Raw genomic sequence first — 22,185 nt, 5'->3', positions numbered from 1 at the left:
GAAGGGTTAAACGGTTGGCGGAGGCTCAACCGTGCAGCGCGAGACGCTGGTGGCTGCACGGCAGACTGGCAGCAGGCACGATGGCCGCCGCACTGAACGGCGTACCGAGTTCGATACGCGCATCCCATAACGTCTGGTAGTGCGCCATCCACTCCTGCGCGAGGGCGGTAGGGCGGCTGAACAGCATCATCATGGCCAGCTCGCTGTTAATGCTGTGCAGCTGGAAGTAAGGGTCGCAGCACACCGGCGTACAGCCCAGCTTGCTGAACAGCCGCTCGGTTTTCAGTCGCAGGGTGGCGGATACCACAAAGCGCCGGGGCTGGCTGTTGTGGTGATAGAGCATCCACAGGCCGTGCATGACCTTGACCACGGTCGCCGCCAGACGTTGCTGGCGGATAGCCGGGCACAGGGTAAAGGCACTGTCGTAGCCGACACCGCCCTGCGGGCTGTACTGCTGCACAAACTGCTGCACGGCTGCTACGGCGGAAGGGCTGCCGGACTGGCTGAGCAGCGTCACCGGCGGAAAGGCCAGCTCATGCTGCACACAGGCATCGTGATCGACGATACGGGCACAGGCCACGGCCTCGCCATTGCACAGCAACAGCAGATGGGAGGCGAAGTGATCGTAGATATCGACCGGAATGTAGCGGTGGCCGTGCTCGTGGAAGTAACCCTGAATACGCAGGGCCAGCAGTTGGCCGAAATAGTCCCTGACATCCTTGCTGCGTTCGCCATAACTGGGCTGGTGCAGCAGCACCAGTTGGAATCTGTCCATGATTGCGCTGTCTGCCTGTCTAGAGTACGTGGAGATCGTGCCGGTTGGCCCAGTGCTGGCGGTAGTGGCTGAGGGTGTGCTCATCACTTTGGCTGCCGAGCAGCTCCCAGATGTCCAGATAGACGGTCTCCGGCAGCGGTTCCTCCGCCAGGGATTTGAGAATCACACCGAGGGCCAGTACGCCGAACAGATTGGCGGTCATCGCCAGCTGGGAAATGAAGTCCTTCTCATGGCGGGCGTGGCGTTCCAGCTCCTCAAAGATTTCCAGCGGCATTTGTTCGGTGCCGATCAGTCTGATGCAGCACTGCAGCGGGTGCAGGGAGACGATATCCAGCGGAGTCAGGCGGCCCTTCATGACCTGCTCGCTGTCCTGCCGGTAGTCATGCACCACGATCAGCTGAGCGGCGGCCATGTCGTAACCGGTGATCAGCAGCTTGCGCTGTTCTTTGGCGTGGGCATGCAGCAGGTATTTGGCCTGCAGACCGTCACGGGTAGTGACATCGACGCCATCTACGATCAGGTCTGTCTCACGCACCAGCTGTTCAACGTTGTGCGCCTGAATGCCTTCGTCATGGACAGTGACCTGCACGCCCGGGTGAATAAAGCGGACTCGTGCTGCGTGCACCGAGGCTTTGTTGCGGCCGACATGAGCAATGCCCATGGACTGACGGTTGAGATTGCTGACTTCGTAGGTGCCGTTCTCGGCCAGCACCAGATGGCGGGCGCCGGTACGCACCAGCGGTTCGATGATGCTGCCGCCGGTGGAGCCACAACCGGCGACCAGAATCTTGCTCTGCCCGAGCCGTTGCTGGACGTCAGAGGCAATGAAATCCCTGTTGCGCAGGGTACTGAGGTATTCAATCTGATCCAGGCCCAGTGACATAAAAGTCTCCCTTGAGTGCTTGCCACAGCAACTTTTGCAGGCGGCAAACGTTAGGGATCAGCAGGCGTGGTCACAACTGTCCTATCGGACAGGTGCGGCGCGGCCTGATCAGTGACGGGGCAGCAGGTGTGGGATGAAGGGTGATGGATCGATTGAACAGGGAAGGATGGCAAAGTGACAGCGCGACAACGGCACAGGGGCGCGGCCGCCAGCGCAGAGAGGACGCTGGCGGCCACCGGCAGAGAGCAGGATCTGTCAGAGCAGGGCGCCCAGACCTCCCCACAGCAGTTTGACCCCCAGCACGCCGAGCAGTACATACAGGCTGATGTAAAACCAGCGGTCGGGCAGGTGATGGTGCGCCCAGACGCCGGCCTGAATACCCAGCAGGCCGATGGGGATCAGTGCCGCCGAAGTGCTGAGATTGCCGACGCTGAGCTGACCGAGCCAGGCGTAGGGGATCAGCTTGATCATGTTGGTGGCGGCAAACAGCAGCGCTGTGGTGGCCTGATAAGTGGTTTTATCCAGCTGACGGGGCAGCAGATAGACGTTGGCAGGCGGGCCGCCGGCATGGGCGACAAAGCTGGTGAAGCCGGTCAGTGACCCCCACAGCATGCCTTTGCGGATGTTGTGGGGCTGGCGCTCCCCGCCGATCCGGTGCCACTGTTTCCATGCCCAGTTGAGGGTAAAGCCAAGCGACAGCACGCCGAGCAGGACGCGCACCGCATCTTCATTGAGCCAGCGGAAGGTGAGGGTACCAATGGCAATGCCGAGTATGCCTGAGAGAATCAGCAGGCGCGCCTCGCGCACGTCCCAGCGGCCGCGATAGGCCCAGATGTTAAGCCAGTCCATGATGCACAGAATAGGCAGCATGATGGCCGCGGCCTGCACCGGACTGATGGCCACGGCCATGATCGGTACGGCAACCACGCCCAGCCCGCCGCCGAAGCCGCCTTTGGAGATACCATCGATAAAGATCGCCGGAATAGCGACCGCCCAAAACAACGGGTCGGTAATCATTATTGTGTCAGTCCCTGTTGGAGTTGCCGGGGTGGCGGTGCTGCCACTAAGCCGGGTTTCTGTATCGCAGTTTGCAGTGATGAGCACAATGGTGGAAATACGAAGGCTGTCTTTGGCATGGATGAATAATCAGTAACGCAGCATCTGCTGCCGTTTCTTTATCCGCAGCCCGACGGGAAAGCCATTCTTCCCTGCAGGCAAAAGGTGCTTTCAGCCCGCTGTACTGGTTCCCCCTGCGCCGGGGGAGTAAGGTCGCTGCATGATGTGGTGTTAACTCGAAAGGAGTGCAGAGATGAAAGTACGAGCCCTGGGTCAGTCAGGCCTGTCCATCGTCCCCCTGGTGTTTGGTGGTAACGTGTTTGGCTGGACGGTCGATCAGGCGCAGTCGTTCCGCCTGCTGGACGGGCTGGTGGATGCCGGTCTCAATGCCATCGATACCGCGGACTGCTATTCCCTCTGGGCGCCTGGTAATCAGGGTGGCGAGTCGGAAACCATTATCGGTCACTGGCTGGCGGCCAATCCGCATAAACGTGACAAGGTTCTGTTGCTGACCAAGGTGGGCTGGGATCTCGGTGGTGGCCGCAAAGGGTTGTCGCGGCAGCGTATTCTGGCTGGCGTCGAAGACTCCCTGCGCCGCCTGCAGACAGACTGTATCGACCTTTATCAGTCCCACTGCCCGGATGACAGCGTGCCTCATGAAGAAACCCTGCGGGCTTATGAAACCCTGATTAAAGACGGCAAGGTGCGCGCTATTGGCTGCTCCAACTACTCGGCGACGCAGTTGCAGGCGGCACTGGATATCTCCCGCGAGCTGGGCCTGCCCCGCTATGCCACGCTGCAGCCGGAATACAACCTCTATGACCGTGCCCAGTTCGACGGTGCCCTGAAGTCACTGGCGGTGCAGGAAGGGCTGGGCGTCATTACCTATTTCAGCCTCGCCTCGGGGTTCCTGTCCGGCAAGTATCGTAGTGAGGCTGATCTGCACAAGAGCCAGCGTGGTGGTGGTCTGGCGAAATATCTGAATGCCCGCGGACTGGGGATTCTGGCGGCGCTGGATGACGTGGCCGCCGAGCAGCAGGCCAGTCAGGCCGAAGTAGCGCTGGCCTGGGTGATGGCCAGTGAAGGGGTGACCGCGCCGATTGCCAGTGCGACCAGCACCGGGCAGCTTGCCAGTCTGGTACGGGCGGTGGCACTGGAACTGAGCACTGAGCAGATGGCGCGGCTGGAGCAGGCCAGCGCGCTGTAATTGCGCGCGGCTGTTATGGCTTTCGGGGCTGATCGAGGCTGGCCAGCTCATCGATCAGAAAGTCGATAAAGGCACGCACCTTGGCCGGTTGCTGGCGGTTGCTGGGATAGACCACCTGCACCGGCACCCAGGGGGAGTGCCACTCGGGTAATACTTCAATTAGCGCGCCCTGCTGTAAATCCTCGGCGACATCCAGCCACGACTTCCATACCAGCCCGGTACCGGCCAGCGCCGCGTTGTGGGCAATCTCACCATCATTAGTGCGAAAACAGACCGGTACTTCTACCTGCAGCTCGGCGCCATCTCTGGGGTCGATAAAGTTCCATAAGCTCAGCGGTGGATTGCCAATGGCAATACAGCGATGCGCCCGTAGTTCGTCGGGCGTGGCCGGTGTGCCGTGCTGCTGCAGATAGGAAGGTGCCGCACACACCACCCGTCGATTGGGTGCGATGGTGCGCAGCTTGAGGCTGGAGTCGGGCAGGTTAGCCTGACGGATAGCCAGATCAATCCGCTCCTTGACGATATCGACGATGGTATCGGTAGCCAGCAGCTCAATGACGATCTGTGGATAGAGTGTATGAAACTTCGGCAGGCGCGGGGCGATATGACGGCGGCCAAAGCCGCTGGTGCAGGTGATGCGCAACTTGCCGCGTGGTTCCTGAGAGTGCTGACCCAGCGCCTCTTCGGTGTCCTGCAGATCACTCATCAGTTTCTGTGCGCGCTGATAGAACTCGGCTCCTTCCTCGGTCAGGCTCAGGCGGCGGGTACTGCGATTGAGCAGCCTGACACCCAGCGCTTCCTCCAGCCTGGCCAGCCGGGTAGAAATAACGGCAAGGGACAGATTCAGTTCACGGGCGGCCGCTGACAGGCTGCCGCCACTGACGATATGCAGGAACATGTCGAGATCGCTGATGCGTTCGATGGCAGGCATGAGGTTGTCCTTAACGTTGGGCCAACCATCCTAGCATGAGCCTGCCGCAGGCGCTGTGATTGACCCGGCCACAGTCTGTTCAGGCGGACCGTGGCCGGGTATTTATGCTTGACGGGTCAGGCGCGGGCGGGAACAGCTTCCAGCAGGGCGACCAGCAGTTTCCAGTAGTCGGCAACCGACTCGATGTTGACCCGTTCATCCGGTGAGTGAGCACCGCGAATGATCGGACCAAAAGACACCATATCCATCTGCGGGTAAGTCGCGCCGATGATGCCGCACTCAAGGCCGGCGTGAATCACCTTGACCTCGGCGGGCTTGCTGAACACCTGCTGGTGCACGTCCTGAAACAGGTTCAGCAGCTGCGAGTGCGGGTTGGGGGTCCAGCCGGGATAGGCGTTTTCGCCCTGTACCTGACAGCCTGCGAGGGTGAACAGGCTGTGGATGCGGTCGGCCAGTACCTGAGTGGACTGATCGCGCAGAGAGCGCACCAGCAGGCAGCATTCAAACTGGCCGTCCTGCAGGCGCACTACGCCGAGGTTATTGGAGGTTTCCACCACATTATGGAAGTGCGGGCTCATGCGCTCCACACCGTGTGGTGCGGCGTTAAGTGCATTGAGCAGGGTACGGCTGGCATCACTGGTCAGGGCCTGAGTGGCGCTGGCGGTACGCTGGCTGATGACTACGCCTTCGTCCACGCCCATCAGTTCAGCCCGGTAGAGGCTGTTCAGCTGACTGATCAGCTGCACCAGTTTGTCTTCTTCATCGGCTGGCAGAGCGATGATGGCATGGGCTTCACGAGGCAGGGCATTACGCAGGGTGCCACCACTGAAGCTGGCCAGTCGCAACGAGCTGTCTTTGCCCAGTTCGATCAGCAGGCGCACCAGCAGGCGGTTGGCATTGCCGCGGCCCTTGTCGATATCGAGGCCGGAGTGGCCACCGCGCAGGCCTTTGATATCGATCTGGAATACCTGCCAGTCCGCCGGCAGGGGGCTTTGCTCGAACTGACCCTGGACATTGACGTCCATGCCACCGGCGCAGCCGACGTACACTTCGCCCCGGTCTTCTGAGTCGAGGTTGAGCATCAGCTGACTTTGCAGCCAGCCCGGTTGCAGCTCCAGTGCACCGCGCATGCTGCTTTCTTCTTCGATGGTAAACAGGGCTTCGATAGGGCCGTGCGCAATCTCGTCGCTTTCCAGCACTGCCAGCGCAGCGGCGACACCCATGCCGTTATCGGCGCCAAGGGTGGTACCGGTGGCATGCACCCAGCCATCGATAATGCGGGTGCGAATGGGGTCGCGGGTGAAGTCGTGGCCAGTGCCCTCATTCTGCTGGGCCACGATGTCCAGATGGCCCTGCAGCACCACACTCTGGCGGTTTTCCCTACCTGCACTGGCAGGTTTGCGGATCAGCAGATTGCCGGCGTCATCCGTCTGCCACTGCAACTGACGGCGCTCGGCCCAGTCGATCAGTTTGCTGCGGATGGTGGCTTCATGGCCTGAGGGGCGTGGGGTATTACAGAGGGTCTGAAAATGGGCCCAGAGCAGGGTGGGGGTCAACTGGCTCAACATCGTTATGATTATCCCGAATTAGCAATATGCCAGGGTGGCTTCTTACCGGCGACGGTATGTCTGCAGGCCGGCCACCTCACACGCCGAACAGACAGTCCCGACCGTTTTCCTTGGCGAGATACAGCTGCGCATCGGCATGGCGGTATAGAGTATCAAATTTTTGCTGATTGTCGTTCAGTTCTGCGAGCCCAGAGCTGAAAGTCAGACTAATGGGTATGCCATCCCACTCCATGGGCGACGATTTCAGGCTGTTTTGCAGTCGGTACAGGTGAATACTCGTTTCCCTGGCCGTCAGCCCCGGCCACAGCACAGCGAATTCTTCGCCGCCGATACGGCCTGTGATGGCCGGGCTGCCGTGGGTTTCACGCAGCAGCATACGGGCAAAAAAAGCCAGTACGTAATCCCCTGCCAGATGGCCATAGCCATCGTTAATCTGCTTAAACCAGTCCAGATCAATAATGGCCAGCGTGGCGCTGTGTTTACGCTGCCGGGCATCGCTGATGACCTGTTCTGCATGCTCCATGAACGCCCGGCGGCTGAGCAGCTGGGTCAGGTCGTCGTGGTCAGCCTGATGCTGCAGATGCAGCTGCAGGCGCTCGTCATGCAGCATCATGAAACCCAGCGGCAGCAGTGACAGATACAGCAAGCCGTTGAGAAAGGCCAGCGCCGTAGCATTGCTGCCAACACTGGTGAGCAGCCCGTGCTGCTGAGGCGCGGCCAGCGTCAGCCAGACCCGCAGCAGATTGACAGCAATGTCGATACTGGCCACGGTCAGCAGGACAAAGCGGGCGCTGCTGCCCCGGGGGTGCAGAGGGCGGCGCAGTTCATAAGCAAAGTAGCCGGTGATAATGACCACGGTCGCACTGTAGGTCACCACCCGCGCACCGACATCAGGTGTAATCAGGGTGAAATAGCCGGTGGCCAGCAGCATCGGCAGTGGCGTCAGCCAGTACAGCCAGCACAGGGGGCGCAGGTACAGCTGACGTGTGCCGTGGGCCAGCATGACGCCGCTGTACATCAGGCTGGCATTACCGGCGATGATACAGAAGGCGGCGGGCAGGAAGCGTAATCCCAGAATCAGAAAAATGCCCAGTGACATGCACAGACTGCTGCCGGCCAGCCATGAGAAAGCGCGGGAGCCCGGGTTGTTGCGCCACAGATAGATGAACACCGCCAGCGAGATGATGCTGGCAAACTGGGCGACGAAAGTCAGAGTCGGGATATCGAGCCAGTCCACTCCGGTACCTCGGTACGTCGTCATGGGCGTGGCGACGGTCGGCTGGTGGAAATGCGAATCAGATAACCATAGCGCAGCCGTGATCCGCCTGCTGTGCTGACCGGCAGAATGGCGTGGTGCGGTGAGTCTGCGGCGCTGGTGAGGGGCTGCGCCCCGGACGGCAATGAGGTTAAGCCATACTCAGGCAGTTACGGCCATTTTCCTTGGCCTGATAGAGCTGGCGGTCGGCTTCGCGGTACAGGCTGTCGAAGGTGCTGCACTCTGGCCCCAGACTGACCATGCCACAGCTGAAGGTGAGGGCGATGGCCTGTCTTTCCCAGTAGGGGGGCTGATGCTGAAGATGCTGGCGCAGTCGCTCCAGCCCCTCGCGGGCCTGTTCGCTGTCGTTGTGCCACAGCACCGCAAACTCCTCTCCACCGACCCGTCCGATGCAGGCGTCGGAGCCGTGCAGCGTCATGCTCAGCAGCTGGGCAAAGTACTCCAGCACATGATCTCCCGCCTGATGACCATAGTTGTCATTGATCTTTTTGAACCAGTCCAGATCAATCAGTGCCAGTGTGATGGCCTGGCGTCGTGGCGACTGCAGCAGTTGCTCTGCTTCCGTCAGAAAGGCCCGCAGATTGAGCAGGCCGGTGAGATGGTCATGAGTGGCTTCCTGTTTCAGCTGGCCCTGCAGGCGCTCGTTGTAGAGCATCATGAAACCCAGCGGGCACAGTACCAGATAGGACAGGCCGTTGATCAGTGCCAGTAATGAACCGGGATTGGCATCAAACAGCTGGCCATCCAGTGGGTAGGCCAGTGTCAGGATAATGCGGCCACTCTGTACCAGCAGGTCGGTCAGCGCGGCAACCAGCAGGGTCATACTGCCAAGGCGATGGCCCTGCCGATAGGCCAGACGCAGATCAGCAAGCAGCAGGGCGGAGACGACAATCGCAGAAAGGCAGAAGGCTATGACCCGGTAGCTCATGGACGGGATAACGAAGGTGAAAACCAGCAGCGCCAGCAGCAACGGCAGCGGCACCAGCCAGTACACGCCATACAGACGCTGGCGATACAGGCTGCGGACCGCCGTCAGGATAAAAATATGGCCGTAAAGAATGCCAATATTACCCACCAGAATACTGATCAGATCATGCAGCCAGGGGCGCAGCAGGAACATGCAGATACCGGTGAACAGACTGAGGCCGGAGCAGAAGGGCCATATAAAGCTGCTTTCTTCCGGGTGGTAGCGCCAGAGCGAAAAGAAAATGCCCATAAACACCAGACTGGCAAAGACATTGACGGCAATCAGGGTTGGCAGGTCGAGCCAGTTCAAGGTGTATCCCACTCCATTACAGCGTTTGGCGGAGGACTGTGGTCAGGTTAGCCGGGCGTTATGACCGGCTGATGTACAGTTCAGCGTTTTTTAGACGCGAGCGCTATTAATACCATTGCTGACCGGCAGTCACCACTGTACTTAGGTGCTGCCTGTAAGGCCGGTTAAGGTTCGGCCTCAGCCGAGGCTGAGGCAGTCCCGGCCATTATCCTTGGCGTGGTACAGCAGGTGGTCGGCACTGCTGTACAGCTCATCAAAGGTCTGCTGCTCTGCCGCCAGTTCAGCCAACCCGCAGCTGAAGGTAACCGTCAGTGGTACGCCATCCCATTCCAGCTGATGCTGGGCCAGTACATTGCGCAGGCGATGCATCTGCAGACTGGCTTCTTTGGCACTGAGGCCTAACCACAACGCTGCAAATTCTTCGCCACCTACCCGGGCTAGCAGAATATTCTGCGATCCGGTCGCATTGTGCAGTTCATGTGTCATCAGCCCGGCAAAGTGTGCCAGCGCCGCATCGCCTGCCTGATGACCGTAGCTGTCATTGATGCGCTTGAACCAGTCCAGATCAATCAGTGCCAGTGACAGCCGCTGTTGCTGCTGTTGTGCCTGCCGGAGCAGGTTGCTGGCCTGACGAATGAACGCATGGCGGTTGAGCAGTTCGGTCAGACCATCATGATCGGCCCGGTATTGAAGACGCTGATGCAGTTGCTGCTGATACATCAGCAGGAAGGCCAGTGGCTGCAGGAACAGATAGATCACGCCACCAAGGTAAATCACCACCGTGCCCGGGTGCTGCTGCAGCACGCTGGTTTGGGGATACATTTCGATCAGTATGATCCTGATCAGGTTGACCCAGAGCTCGACGATGCCCATGCACACCAGCAGGATCATGCCCAGCCCGCGGGCCCGGGTACGCAGCCGGTAGCAGTCCGCCAGCAGGATGACACTGATCAGCATGGCCACCAGAGAATAGCACTGGCCACGCAGGCCCAGCATCTCCGGCTCGAAACCGATCACACACATTACGGTGACCAGCAGCGGTGGCAGTAGCCAGGGCCAGCGGGCGATACGGGTATTCTGTAATTGCCTGAAGGCAGCCACGGTCAGCAGGAAGGCGCAGGGCAGAAGCAGATTGCCGCTGATGGCACTGACTGGTGTCCCTGTTACGGGTCGCAGCAGCATGGTGGCAATGCCCGTCAGGCAGGCCAGATTCGAGGCGGCCAGCAGAGGGAAGCTCTTTTCCCGTGGGAAGGTGTGCCACAGGGTACTGAAGATGGCCATCCCAACCAGCGAAGCAAACAGGGTGACGAGCATCAGCGAGGGGACATCAATCCAGTTCAAACCATTCTCCGATAAGCCAGCTCACATGCCGTCGGACACGGCGCGGTCATGCCGGCACGATGATACCTGTCCCGGGCAGAGGCAGGTACTTTTTCTCGACCAGTTGGTTTATCTGGCTCCGGCCAGCCTGCGCTGACCGGTACCTCACAGGGTCAGCCGAGGTAGCGGGCCTGCAGGTGAGCCCTGAAGAAGCGCGCTGACAGGTCCTCGCCGGTGGCCTGACGCAGCAGCTCGCTGGTTTCCAGCAGGCTGCCCTGCTGCCAGATATGCTGGCGTAGCCAGCCGAACACCTCGGCCAGCCGGTCCTGCGCGATCAGTTCACCGATATCTCCCAGCTGATCGCGCACACTGGCTGCCAGTTGGGCGGCAATCATGGCACCGAGGGTATAGCTGGGGAAGTAGCCAAAAGAGCCGTCGGTCCAGTGAATGTCCTGCATGCAGCCATTGCGGTAGTTGCCTGCGGTAGAAAGCCCCAGGTACTGCTGCATGGCGGCATCCCAGCGCTCGGGGATATGTTCGACCTCAAGCGTGCCATTCATCAGATCCCGTTCGATTTCATAGCGCAGGATGACATGGCAGGGATAGGTGACTTCATCGGCATCGACGCGGATAAAGCCCGGCTCCACCTGACTGTACAGACGCTGCAGATTAGCCAGGTCCATCCCGGGACGCTGGCCCAGATGCTCACCGATCAGCGGGTGGATACGTGCCAGAAAGGCCGGATGACGGCCCAGCTGCATCTCGAAGAACAGGCTTTGTGACTCATGAACACCCATGGAGCGCGCCGCACCTACCGGCAGTTTCAGCCAGTCTGCAGGCAGATTCTGCTCGTAGCGGGCATGGCCGGTCTCATGCACGATGCCCATCAGGCTCTGGGTAAAATCCTGCTCGCTGTAACGGGTGGTGATACGGACATCTTCAGGTACCCCACCGCAGAACGGATGGGCGGAGATGTCCAGACGGCCAGCATGGAAATCGAATCCCAGCAGCGCCATGACCGCCCGCCCCAGCTGCTGCTGTGCCGCCGGAGAAAAAGGCGGTTGTGGCTGCACGATACTGAGGCTGCGCTGCTTCTCCACCACGTCATGGATCATGCCCGGCAGCCAGGTCTTCATGTCTCCGAACAGGCTGTCGATGCGGGCACAGTTCATGCCGGGCTCATACAGCTCCATCAGCGCTTCATAAGGCGTGCTGCCGGTGGCTGCCGCTCGGATCTGCGCCTCTTCCCGTGACAGTGCCACCACTTCCTTGAGATTGGCGGCAAAGCCTTGCCAGTCGTTGGCCTTGCGCTGTTCACGCCAGGCATGTTCACACCGGGCACCGGCAAGGCTTTGTGCCTTCACCAGCTGTTCCGGTAATACCGCCGCCTGCCGCCACTGGCGCTGCATTTCACGCAGACTGGCCTTCTGTTTGGCATCCAGCGTGCTATCCTGTGCCGCCTGATTCAGCCATTCCTCCACCTGTGGTGCAGTCAGCTGCTGATGGCACAGGGTTTCCAGTTCGGCGATGGCGTCGGCGCGGGCCTCGGCACCGTGATCGGGCATCATCGTCGCCTGATCCCAGTGGGCCATGGCCAGCAGATGCTGAAAGTGGTGCTGGCGCTGGAACAGGCCTTGCAGAGGCAACATGCTCTCGGGCGTGGAGGACTTGGTCATGGGTACTTCCTGATCAGGACAAGACAGGGAGAGCGCGGCAACGTACCGGGTGGTGACGTGATCGCGCTCAGGCATGGGCTGAAATACTAGCGTAAATAGCAGTGAAATGGCTCCCAGGAGCATGTGACCCGGCAGTGGGCATTCGCCGGGAAATGGAATTACCCCGGTGGCAGGGGCGGATTGAAGGTTTAGGGGAAGTATTATGCAGGTCTGGGCGAGGATCAGTGGGACGCCTTTGGCACGATTTCAGGGGTGGTTGATACTGGTGCTGGCGGCGGTACTGGCAGGTTGCAGTGGCAATCAGACCAAGCCCGTCGCGAGCAGTAATCCGGGCAAACTTATCCACGGGGTGCAGTACGAGCAGGTGCCGCTGGAGCCTCAGGAACAGTTATCGATCATCAAAACCATCAGCACTCAGGTCGGTAAGCCGTACGTCTGGGGGGCCCAGTCACCCTCACGCGGGTTTGACTGTTCAGGGCTGCTGGTATGGTCTTATTCACAGCTGGGGCTGCGTGGCTTCCGTTACCAGAGCAAACTGGAAGGTGATGTCACCGCAGATGCCCTGTACAAATACAACACCTATCCGCTGACCGACATGGTGCAGCTGCGTGAAGGCGACTGGATTTTCTTTGACCCGAAAAGTCAGGGCTATGAGACGCACGTTGCGGTGTTCTCCCATATCGATGGTCAGGGCCGGGTGTGGGTATGGGATGCCTCTTCCACAGCGGGCCGCACCAGCCAGCGCCCGGTACCCAATTTCTGGGGTAAGAACCCAGTGTTTGGCCGTCCGATGAAGCTGGTACCTGCCACGCTGGGCGGTGTAGCGGTAGGGACGCATATCGGCCCGGTGCTGGTATCCAATTGAGCTGGCGCCTGAACAGGCGGTGGGCGGGACAATGACAAGGCAGGCGGATCGACCTGCCTTGTTTTTTTCATGATTGCACCACGGCGACTGACTTCGCTGCCGGACTGCGGTCAGTATAGAATGTGCGACTTTCCTTTCTGATTTCTCTTCTTTTCTGCGGAATACCCAGATGCTGGCCACCAATGAACGTGAAATATGGCGCGCGTATGACGCCTGGGGTGTTATTCGGGTAGTCGAAGCTGGCCCTTACCGCTTTCTGTGTTTTGGTGAGGAGCTGGAAACCGAGCAGGCCTGCATCCTGATTCACCGCCCTGACTGGGTGGAATACGACTATGTGCAGGCGATGCTGATGACGGGCGTGTTCCACTCCAGACCCAAACGGGCGCTGGTACTGGGCCTCGGTGCGGGTACGCTGCCCCGCGGTCTGCGCCGCCTGCTGCCGGAGTTGCAGATGGATGTGGTGGAGCTGCGCGGTCAGGTGTATGAAGCCGCCAAACAGTTCTTCGAGTTTCCCGAAGCTGACCCGCAGATGCAGATACATGTGATGGATGCGGTGGAGTTTATCCACAACGCCGAGCTGGATGCCTATGACCTGATTCTGGCGGATATCTATCTGGAAGAAGGCATGGCCTCCGCGCAGGGCACCGCTGCCTTTCTTGATCAGTGCAATCGTCTGCTCAAACGTGACGGCATCATTGTGCTTAACCAGTGGCAGCGTGGGCAGTCCGGGCACCCGCAGAACGAAGAGCTGTTCAAGGCCTGCTATCCCGGTCGTTACTGGTTGCTGCCGGTGGAAGAGGGCAATGTGGTGGTCTATGCCTTCCCGCACCAGACGCCTGACGCTCCCAGCCGTCAGCTGGTGGATGCCATGCGTCAGGCCGGGCGCAGGATGGAGCTGCCGTTCGGGCGCCTGCTCAGCCGGTTAAATATACCCAGCGCACAGTAAACGCTTTGGCTGCTCAGCAGTTGGCCTGTACCAGACTGAGCCTGCCCTGCTGCCAGCGGAACCAGTGAGCCCGCTGCCAGTCCAGTTTGACCGGCGCCTTGCCCAGCATATTCCAGTCACAGGCGGCTGCCAGTGCGGCGCGGATCACCCCTTTGTGCGTGACCGCGCCAACCCGGTATTCAGTCAGCTGGGATGCCTGCAGTGCCTGCTCTTCACACCAGCGATACAGACGCTGCTGTACCTGACGGGGGCTCTCTCCGCCGGGCGGACACAGGTCCAGACCCCGGTCTTCCATGGTCTGCATGGCAGAGCCGAGCTGTTGCCGCAGCTCCGGCAGGCGTTGTCCTTCCCATTCGCCCCAGTCCATTTCTATCAGCAGCGGGGCCAGCTGCACTTCAAGCCCCAGCGCAGCGGCCGTTTGCCGAGCCCGTTGCAGCGGGCTGCTGTACCACACAGCCTGCTGCCAGTCCGACGGCAGGCTGCGTTCGGCCTGCGCGTCGAGCCCTTCGGCAGACAGGGGAATATCGGTACGACCCTGAATGCGCTTCTCGCTATTCCACAGGGTGGGGCCGTGGCGCAGCAGTAAGATATCCACAGTCATTCTGTTCCCTCTGCCTGAGCCGGACTGGCGTATTTATCCACAAGTGCGCTGAGCAATTGCTGCAGCTGCTGACTGGCAGCGGGCAGGCCATGATGATCAAGTACATGCTGACGAGCCTGCAGGCCACGCTGATGAAGATCGCTATCCAGTGCGGCAGCCACAGCACGGGCAAAGGCCTGACTGTCCCGTGGGGTGACTGCCTGGCTGGCCTCGGGGGCGAGGATGGAGGCGACGCCACCTTCATCACCGGCGATCACAGCCAGTCCGCACGCCTGGGCTTCCAGTAACGCCATGCCGAAGGCTTCATTAACGGCGGGCCAGACAAACAGGTCAGCAGCACTGAGCCAGGGCTGCAGGGCTTCGGGGGGCTGGCGACCGAGCCAGCTGACCGGCAGGCCGCGGAAATCGTTTTCGATGTCAGTCCGGGCCAGTCCATCACCCAGCACCAGCAGTTGCCATGGCCGGTCAGGCAGCTGCCGCAACGCTTCGGCCAGCAGATGGTAGGACGCCTGCTTGTCACCCGGGCGCATCATCGCCGCAGTAATCAGCCAGGGGCGGTCAGCGGGTATCTGCCATTGTTCCCCCAGCTGCTGTCTGGCGAGCTGCCGTGCAGGGGCAGCCGCGGTGTCGAGCCGAAGGTAGGGGCTGAGATCCAGAAAAGGTGGAAAGCGATGCAGCGGTGCCTGCTCTCCCAGCAGCTGACGCAGGGCTGGCTGATCCTTGGGGTTGAGACAGAGCAGCGCATCGGCACGGCGCAGACCGCGAATACTGCCTTCCAGACCGTGCTGCCAGGGGCCGTGGTGCTGGCGGGCAGAATAGGACGCTTCGGCAATCACGTAGGGAATGTTCAGCGCATCAGCGACCTGCGGGCCAATCCAGTCAGGTGCCTTGTGATAGTGATGATAGGTGAACCACAGCTGTGGGCGCTGAGCCACTGGCAGGCGCTGATAGCGGCGGATCAGCCGTCGGGCCAGACCACTGGCAACCTGCCCGATACGCTGCTGGCGTAACAGGTCGCCCTTGCCGTCACGGCTGCGAAGACGGCTGGCGAGCTCAACCTGGCAGCCCGCCTGCTGCAGGGCCTGTATGAACAGCCGGGCGATCTGGCGGTCGCCGGAAGGATTGGGATGATCAGGCGGCTTCAGCGGCGCATAGAAGGCTACTCGCAGCATGAACAGGCATCCGCAGCCGTGTTGCCGGGCTTGGTGAAGTCATCGGCAGGATGGGCGGTGCCCTGCTGGAACAGCCCCATCAGCTGGTCGATGCCGCGTGCCATGGTGAACACCTGCCTGACCCGCTGATAGCCTGCCTCGCCCAGCTGCAGCCGCAGCTGCGGGGTGGTGATCAGGCGCTGCAGGGCCTGCGTCAGCGCTGTGGCATCCTGCTGGGGTACCAGCAGACCGGTCTGTTCATCCATGATCAGCTCTGGAATACCGGAAATATCTGTCGCCAGACAGGCCAGCCGCTGGCTCTGGGCTTCCATCAGTACATTGGGCAGACCATCCCGGTCACCGTCGGCCGTGATGCGCGATGCCAGTACGAACAGGTCAGCCTGACGATAGGCTTCCAGCACCTCTTTTTGCGGCAGGGCGCCACGCCACTCGATGCGCCCGGCGATGCCGAGTTGCTGAGCCTGAGCTTTTAGCTTATCCAGCTCACTGCCACCGCCGATATGCAGGAAGCGCCAGTGCAGGTCGGCAGGCAGTTGCGCCAGCGCCTGCAGCAGTACGTCGTAGCCCTTTTTCGGCACGGCCCGGCCAACGGATACCAGTGTCACTGGGGCGCTGGCGGTACGGCCATCGTGGCTAGAGTGGCTGACAGCCGGGCTGTCGAAGCGACTGAAGTCGAGACCGTGATAGACCAGCCGTACCTTGTCCGGGTCAGGGCTGAGACGTTGCAGGTAGTGATGGTTGGCGCCGGTACAGGTGGCAATCCATTCAAGATCAGCGAGCTTTTCCCGCAGCTCCCAGGGCTCAAGGGTCCAGATGTCCTTGGCGTGAGCCGAGGCGGACCAGGGCAGCTGGCAAAGCAACGCTGTGTAGCGGGTTACGGACGCTGGGGTATGAATGAAATGGGCATACAATTGCCGGTATTGTTGCGGCAGCTCCGCCGCGAGGACCAGCGCCTGACCAAAGCGTCTTACCCGGTTGGGGCTGCGGTCGCGATACAGGTCGCGCAGGAAAGCCCTGACAGCACTGGCAAAGCCCGGTAGTCTTACGCTTTTTACCAGGCCTTTACAGACACGCCAGGGTTCCTGATACAGATACTCCGGCAGGTAAAGCACTGGTGCGCGGATTTCATCATGAATCGGATGAGTACGTTTGTCGGTGGGGTGACGCAGTGAAACCAGCAGGATGTTCAGACCACGCTGCTCCAGCGCACGAATCTCCTGTGCAATAAAGGTTTCCGACAGGCGTGGGTAGCCTTTTAAAATCAGGGCTATATTGTTACCGACAGGGCGGTATTCCGCTGCCCCGGCTGTGGCGGCAGAATCACTAGGTGTTTCCAATGAGTGCTCCTCGAAAGCTGACGGAGCCTGTGAGCACCTACTGACAGTCAGCTTCGCCAGCGATGGTGGTTCTTCCCTATCCGGGCACAGGCTGCTCTTGGGTACAGAGCGTAAACAGACTCAAAACGTGCGCGCTGGCCATCGGGCATTGAAAAGAGTGGCAGGATGTTCATTTTCATTGAGAAAACTCCCCACTCTCAGCCATTGCTGCCAGCTCGCGAGATCGTCAGCACGTTCTTATAGTTAGCTTATATACAGTCAGTCTTTACAGTGTTTCGGCGGCAAGTGTGGTGCGGTCGCCAGGTCAGGTCAACAGGCGGGTACATGGAGTCATCAATATTTCGCTACATCCTCAAGCACACCCGGCGCGATCAGATACTGATCCTGCTGCTGACGGTGGCTTCTCTGCCGTTCATGTACTGGACGCTGGCAGTTCCCAAGAAAATCATCAACGATGCCATCGGTGGCGCCAACATTCCGGATACCATTCTGGGTTTTCCCATTGATCAGCTCACGTATCTGGTGCTGCTGTGCTCCCTGTTTCTGGTGCTGGTCATCATCAATGGGGTGATGAAGTACGTCCTCAACGTCTATCGCGGTGTGGTCGGTGAGCGGATGCTGCGGCGCCTGCGTTTTGATTTGTTTGCGCAGATGCTGCGTTTCCCGCTGCCGCACTACAAGAAGGTGTCACAGGGCGAGATGCTGCCCATCCTGATCTCCGAGACTGAGCCGCTGGGCGGTTTTGTCGGTGATGCCTATGCGCTGCCCGCATTCCAGGGCGGCATGCTGATTACCTACCTGTTCTTCATCTTTAACCAGTCGTTATGGCTGGGGTTGCTGGCGACGGCACTGTATCCGTTCCAGCTGTGGCTGATTCCGCGTCTGCAGCGGGTGGTTAACCGCCTGAGCAAGGAGCGGGTGCTGACGGTGCGCAAACTGGGTGATCGCCTCAGTGACTCCATCAATGGCATGCAGGAAATCCATGCCAACCATACCAGCCGCTATGAGAAGGCCGTGATCAGCTCCTGGCTGGGCACTATCTTCACCATCCGCTACGACATCTACAAACGTAAGTTCTTCATCAAGTTCCTCAATAACTTTCTGGCTCAGGTGACGCCGTTCTTCTTCTATTTGCTGGGTGGTTATTACGTCATCAATGGCCAGCTGTCACTGGGGGCACTGGTCACCGCCATTGCGGCGTTCAAGGAGCTGAATGACCCCTGGAAAGAGCTGCTGACCTATTATCAGAGCAAAGAGGACATCCGCATCAAGTACGAGCAGATTGTCGAGCAGTTCCAGCCGCCCGGCATGCTCGATGCCCATCTGCAGGATGCACCGGCTGCGCCGCTGGATATGTCTGCTGGCAGCTGGCAGGCAACCAATCTGAGCTACGCCGAGCATGTCGGGTTCAACCTGCTGGAGCGTATCAACTTCCGTCTGTCACTTGGGCAAAAAATCGCCATCGTCGGCAATGCCAGCAGCGGCAAGGAAGAGCTGGCGCGACTGCTGGCCAGACTGTATCAGCCAACCCAGGGCAAACTGCTGCTGGCCGAGGCGGACATGAATAGCCTGCCGCAGTCGACCATCGGCGAGAAGGTGGGGTACGTCAGCGACAACGCCCATATCTTTACTGGCACCCTGCGCGCCAACGTCTATTACGGTCTGTATACCGCGGCCCGCGAATACGGTGAGGAGCAGCGCTGGGATGCTCAGCAGGCCCGTCTGTCCGGTAACAGCGAAGATGACCCGCAGCAGGACTGGACCGATCTGCAGCGGCTTGGTCTGGATTCCATGAGCGAACTCCATGTGCGCCTGTCGTCGGTATTGGAGCAGGTCGACCTGAAGCAGGATGTGATTCAGCTGGGCTTGCTGGGCAAGCTGGATGAACACGCGCCGAAGGAGAAGATCGAGCGCATCGTTGCCGCCCGCCATGTACTGCGTCAGCGCCTGCAGGAGAAGGAGTACGAAGGGCTGGTGGAAGTGTTTGACGAACAGCGCTACAACACCAACCTCAACGTCATTGAGAACCTGATGTTCGGTGTGGTGATCGGCCGTGAGCTGGATTATCAGGTGATTGCCGGACGGCCCGGCTTGCAGCAGTTCCTGCGTGATCAGGAGCTGTTTGATACCTTCCTGCGTATCGGCATCGAGCTTACCTCCACCATGGTGGACCTGTTCTCCGATCTGGATGAGAACTCCGAGCTGTTTGAACGCTTCAGTTTCATTCGTTATGAAGACTTGCCTTACTACCGCACCCTGCTGACCAAGGTGCGTGATCAGACCAACCTCGACAGCCTCAGCGGCGAAATTGTCGAACGCCTGCTGGCGCTGACCTTCCAGGTGTCGCCTGCCCGTCATCGTCTGGGGCTGATCGACAAGGTGCTGCAGGCGCGCATTCTCTATGCCCGTCAGCTGTTTGCCAAACGCATGCGTGATCTGGGGCTGAATCACCAGCCCTTTGATCCTGATCAGTACAACCCCGGCCTCAGTGTGCAGGACAACCTGCTGTTTGGCCGTCCGGCGTATGGTCAGGCCAGAGCGCAGACCCGGGTTGGCCAGCTGATCCGCGAAATCATCGAATCGGAACAGCTGGAAAATATCCTGCTGGGGATCGGCCTGAATTATCACGTCGGCACCGGCGGCAGCCGTCTGACCCTATCGCAGCGGCAGAAAGTGGCGATCGTGCGGGTTCTGCTGAAGAACCCGGATATTCTGATCCTCAATCAGGCGACGTCCGGCCTCGACCCCATTGCCGAAACACGGATGATGGATGTGCTGCTGCAGGAGTATCCGGAAGCTACGCAGATCTGGGTACTGAACCGGGCCGAGCTGGCAGATCGTTTCGAGCAGGTGCTGGTGATGCAGCAGGGACAGCTGGTGGAGCAGGGCACCTTTGCCGAGCTTAGTCGCGAAGGGACGGTGTTCAGCAAACTGAGTGGCTAAGACAGGTCAAGGACTTCATGCCGGTCTGGCAGGCAGGGCAAAAACGGCCTGCAGCCTGCCAGTGGCATCACAGGAGCAAACAATGACAGTGCGGTACAGACCCGGTAAGCCAGCACTATGGCAGTTACTGATGGCAGGTATGACAGGGCTGCAGCACAGGTCAGTGATGCTGATCGCCACACTGCTGGCGCTGGTACTCAGCCTGCCGGCCATGGCGGCAACCACTACTGCCGAGGATTACAACGCGCTGGCCAATGCCCGCGCCGCCACCATGCTGCAGCAGGTACGGGATCAGTCCAATCTGTTCCAGAGTCGCCTGCAGGAGGCACATCAGGCTGTGGCGGACCTGTCGCCGCTGGAGCCAGTGTGGGGGCGGATGACCGATTATCAGAGCTACGGGCTGCTCAAGCTGGTGTTGCTGCTGATTGGCATGGTAGTGGTGGGTTACGTGCTGGAACGGCTCGTCAGCTGGCGTATGCTGCCGGTGGAGCAACGACTGCGCAGTGTGCAGTCGCTGACCTGGGGGGCACGGCTGGGCTATCTGGGCCTGCGGGTGATCCTCGATCTGATCCGCGTGGTGTTCTTTGCGCTCGGCGCCTGGGTGTGGGCCATCAGTGCGGTGGCAGAAGATAACCCGATGCGGGTGGTGATGCTGGCGGCCCTGCCGGTAGCGGTAACGCTGCGTCTGGTGGCGGTGCTGTCGCGGGCCATCTTTGCTCCCCATGCCCGCGGCATTCGTGCATTGCCGCTGGCCTGTGCCCCTGCTCTGTCATTCCACCGCTGGGTGCTGGGTTTCACGCTGGTAGCGGCGACAAATCAGCATGGCCTCAATCTGTTGCTGGATATGGGCATGCCGGAAATTTACGTCAGCCTGCTCGAACCCGTCAGTGGCATGCTGATGAACCTGATCGCACTAGGCTGTGTCCTGCATAACCGGGTGGCGCTCGAGCATATGTTCGACGACGGCAGTGCCTGCGCCGCCGACAGCCTGCGCCGGGCGGTACTGCAGGCCTGGCCGGTGATGGCCGGGGTCTGGCTGTTCGTGCTGTGGCTGGTGTGGAGCTACAACGTCTTTATCGGCAATTTCGGGCTGGCACAGAAGCTCGCGCTGGCCTGGTGGCTGACCATCGCTTTCCCGCTGGTAGACCGTCTCTTCAATGCCTGCCTGCGCCGGCTGATTACTCTGCCGTTTCTGCAGAGCCGCACTTTCCGCAGCCGTTCCGAGCGCTTTATCCGCATTCTGCAGAACGGTCTGCGTCTGATCATGTTGTCGGTCGCCGTGCTGACCCTGCTGGAAGTGCTGGGGTATGGCACCTGGCGCATGATGGAGAACAGCGTCGCCCACCAGCTCGGCCGGGCGGTGATTGACGTGCTGGTGATTGCGCTGGTGGCCTATGTGGCCTGGGAAATGATCCAGTCGCTGATCGAGCGTCATCTGCCTGATGAGTACAGCGATGATGGCAGTGCTCATCTGGAAGGCGAAGGGGGAGGCGGTGGTGCCAGTCGCACTGAAACCCTGCTGCCGCTGCTGCGTTCCTTCATTCTGGTGATTTTGGTGGTGACCACGGTACTGAGCATGCTCAATGCCGTGGGTGTGCAGATCGGCCCCTTGCTGGCCGGTGCCGGGGTGGTGGGGATTGCCGTTGGTTTTGGCGCGCAGAAGCTGGTGCAGGACATCATCTCTGGTGTGTTCTTTCTGGTTGACGATGCCTTTCGCCGTGGCGAGTACATCGAAGTGGCCGGGCTCAAGGGCACGGTGGAAAAGATTGCTCTGCGTTCCATGCGCCTGCGCCATCATCTGGGCGCGGTACAGACCATTCCTTACAGTGAAATCTCTACGGTAAAGAATCTTAGCCGTGACTGGGTGACGATGAAGCTGGAGTTCCGTCTGCCCTATGACACCGACGTCGAAAAGGTGCGCAAGATCGTCAAGAAAGTCGGCGAAAAAATGCTCGAAGACGAAGAAATGGGGCCCTGCTTCCTGTTACCGCTGAAGTCGCAGGGGGTGATGCGGGTGGAGGAGTCGGCACTGATTTTCCGCATGAAGTTCACCACCAAACCCGGTGAGCAGTGGGTCATCCGGCGCGAAGCTTACCGTCTGGTCAAAGAGGCGCTGGAGAACAACGGCATCAGCTTTGCCCATCGTGCGGTCCATGTGCTACTGCCGGGAACCGTCGCCAGCGAAGAGGGTCAGACTGTACAGATTGAGCCGCCCATGCAGCAACAGATTGTCTCTGCGGCCTCGGCGATGGCCGCGACCCTTGCTGCTGAGGATGCACGCCGCCATGAGCGTTTCGATGACATCAAGGAGGGGCACGGCGACGCTACCTGAAGGCTGAAGCAGAAACACCCA

17 protein-coding genes are annotated in these 22,185 nt (G+C 60.1%); 5 read left to right on the top strand and 12 right to left on the bottom strand.

The window, feature by feature from the left end; translation table 11 throughout:
- Positions 1–25 precede the first annotated feature (25 nt).
- The 3 genes from QCD60_RS07625 to QCD60_RS07615 all read right to left on the bottom strand — a co-directional run bounded on the left by QCD60_RS07625 (position 26) and on the right by QCD60_RS07615 (position 2,675).
- Entirely contained in the window at positions 26–775 is a 750-nt protein-coding gene (locus tag QCD60_RS07625; protein WP_279783903.1) for a hypothetical protein, read from the bottom strand.
- 19 nt (positions 776–794) lie between these two features.
- Positions 795–1,658: a ThiF family adenylyltransferase gene (locus QCD60_RS07620; protein WP_279783901.1), complete on the bottom strand. Its 864-nt coding sequence runs from the start codon at positions 1,656–1,658 to the stop codon at positions 795–797.
- 255 nt (positions 1,659–1,913) lie between these two features.
- Positions 1,914–2,675 carry a sulfite exporter TauE/SafE family protein gene (locus QCD60_RS07615; RefSeq protein ID WP_279783899.1) on the bottom strand — a complete coding sequence of 254 codons (762 nt, stop codon included), beginning with the start codon at positions 2,673–2,675 and terminating at the stop codon, positions 1,914–1,916.
- Between the two features lie 292 nt (positions 2,676–2,967).
- On the opposite strand from QCD60_RS07615, the gene QCD60_RS07610 reads away from it, so the two are divergent.
- The gene (locus QCD60_RS07610; RefSeq protein ID WP_279783897.1) at positions 2,968–3,921 is read left to right on the top strand and encodes an aldo/keto reductase; all 954 of its coding nucleotides are present in this window, start codon (positions 2,968–2,970) and stop codon (positions 3,919–3,921) included.
- Positions 3,922–3,934: 13 nt separating this feature from the next.
- On the opposite strand, the gene QCD60_RS07605 is transcribed toward QCD60_RS07610, so the two are convergent.
- The 6 genes from QCD60_RS07605 to QCD60_RS07580 form a co-directional block, all read right to left on the bottom strand.
- Positions 3,935–4,852, bottom strand: coding sequence for a LysR family transcriptional regulator (locus tag QCD60_RS07605; protein WP_279783895.1), 918 nt, complete (start codon positions 4,850–4,852; stop codon positions 3,935–3,937).
- Positions 4,853–4,968: 116 nt separating this feature from the next.
- Entirely contained in the window at positions 4,969–6,420 is a 1,452-nt protein-coding gene (locus QCD60_RS07600; protein WP_279783893.1) for an aminoacyl-histidine dipeptidase, read from the bottom strand.
- Positions 6,421–6,496: 76 nt separating this feature from the next.
- On the bottom strand, positions 6,497–7,657 hold the full coding sequence (locus tag QCD60_RS07595; protein ID WP_279783891.1) for a GGDEF domain-containing protein: 1,161 nt from the start codon (positions 7,655–7,657) through the stop codon (positions 6,497–6,499).
- 169 nt (positions 7,658–7,826) lie between these two features.
- Complete coding sequence (locus QCD60_RS07590; RefSeq protein ID WP_279783889.1) at positions 7,827–8,972, bottom strand: GGDEF domain-containing protein; 1,146 nt, start codon at positions 8,970–8,972, stop codon at positions 7,827–7,829.
- Between the two features lie 177 nt (positions 8,973–9,149).
- Positions 9,150–10,313, bottom strand: a complete 1,164-nt coding sequence (locus QCD60_RS07585; protein ID WP_279783887.1) for a GGDEF domain-containing protein — start codon at positions 10,311–10,313, stop codon at positions 9,150–9,152.
- A 152-nt stretch (positions 10,314–10,465) separates the two neighbouring features.
- Positions 10,466–11,968: a carboxypeptidase M32 gene (locus QCD60_RS07580; protein ID WP_279783886.1), complete on the bottom strand. Its 1,503-nt coding sequence runs from the start codon at positions 11,966–11,968 to the stop codon at positions 10,466–10,468.
- A 202-nt stretch (positions 11,969–12,170) separates the two neighbouring features.
- On the opposite strand from QCD60_RS07580, the gene QCD60_RS07575 reads away from it, so the two are divergent.
- Both QCD60_RS07575 and QCD60_RS07570 read left to right on the top strand, forming a co-directional pair.
- Positions 12,171–12,833 (top strand): NlpC/P60 family protein, encoded by a 663-nt coding sequence (locus tag QCD60_RS07575; RefSeq protein WP_279783885.1) that lies wholly within the window; start codon positions 12,171–12,173, stop codon positions 12,831–12,833.
- Between the two features lie 169 nt (positions 12,834–13,002).
- Positions 13,003–13,779 (top strand): fused MFS/spermidine synthase, encoded by a 777-nt coding sequence (locus QCD60_RS07570; protein WP_279783884.1) that lies wholly within the window; start codon positions 13,003–13,005, stop codon positions 13,777–13,779.
- A 13-nt stretch (positions 13,780–13,792) separates the two neighbouring features.
- On the opposite strand, the gene QCD60_RS07565 is transcribed toward QCD60_RS07570, so the two are convergent.
- Genes QCD60_RS07565 through QCD60_RS07555 form a run of 3 tightly spaced genes read right to left on the bottom strand, consistent with a single transcriptional unit; the run spans position 13,793 to position 16,889 of the window.
- Entirely contained in the window at positions 13,793–14,380 is a 588-nt protein-coding gene (locus tag QCD60_RS07565; protein WP_279783883.1) for a histidine phosphatase family protein, read from the bottom strand.
- A complete protein-coding gene (locus QCD60_RS07560; protein WP_279783882.1) occupies positions 14,377–15,552 on the bottom strand; it encodes a glycosyltransferase family 4 protein in 1,176 nt (391 codons plus the stop codon). The genes QCD60_RS07565 and QCD60_RS07560 overlap by 4 nt, the downstream gene beginning before the upstream one ends.
- Positions 15,540–16,889, bottom strand: a complete 1,350-nt coding sequence (locus tag QCD60_RS07555; RefSeq protein ID WP_279783881.1) for a glycosyltransferase family 4 protein — start codon at positions 16,887–16,889, stop codon at positions 15,540–15,542. The genes QCD60_RS07560 and QCD60_RS07555 overlap by 13 nt, the downstream gene beginning before the upstream one ends.
- 324 nt (positions 16,890–17,213) lie before the next feature.
- Between QCD60_RS07555 and QCD60_RS07550 the strand changes: the two genes are divergently transcribed.
- A complete protein-coding gene (locus QCD60_RS07550) occupies positions 17,214–19,832 on the top strand; it encodes an ATP-binding cassette domain-containing protein (RefSeq protein ID WP_279783880.1) in 2,619 nt (872 codons plus the stop codon).
- 82 nt (positions 19,833–19,914) lie between these two features.
- On the top strand, positions 19,915–22,164 hold the full coding sequence (locus QCD60_RS07545; protein WP_279783879.1) for a mechanosensitive ion channel family protein: 2,250 nt from the start codon (positions 19,915–19,917) through the stop codon (positions 22,162–22,164).
- Positions 22,165–22,185 lie beyond the last annotated feature (21 nt).

It is taken from the genome of Pokkaliibacter sp. MBI-7, assembly GCF_029846635.1.
GTDB lineage: Bacteria > Pseudomonadota > Gammaproteobacteria > Pseudomonadales > Balneatricaceae > Pokkaliibacter.
Note: the sequence above shows the minus strand (reverse complement) of the source record. Positions and strands in the feature narration are given on the sequence as shown.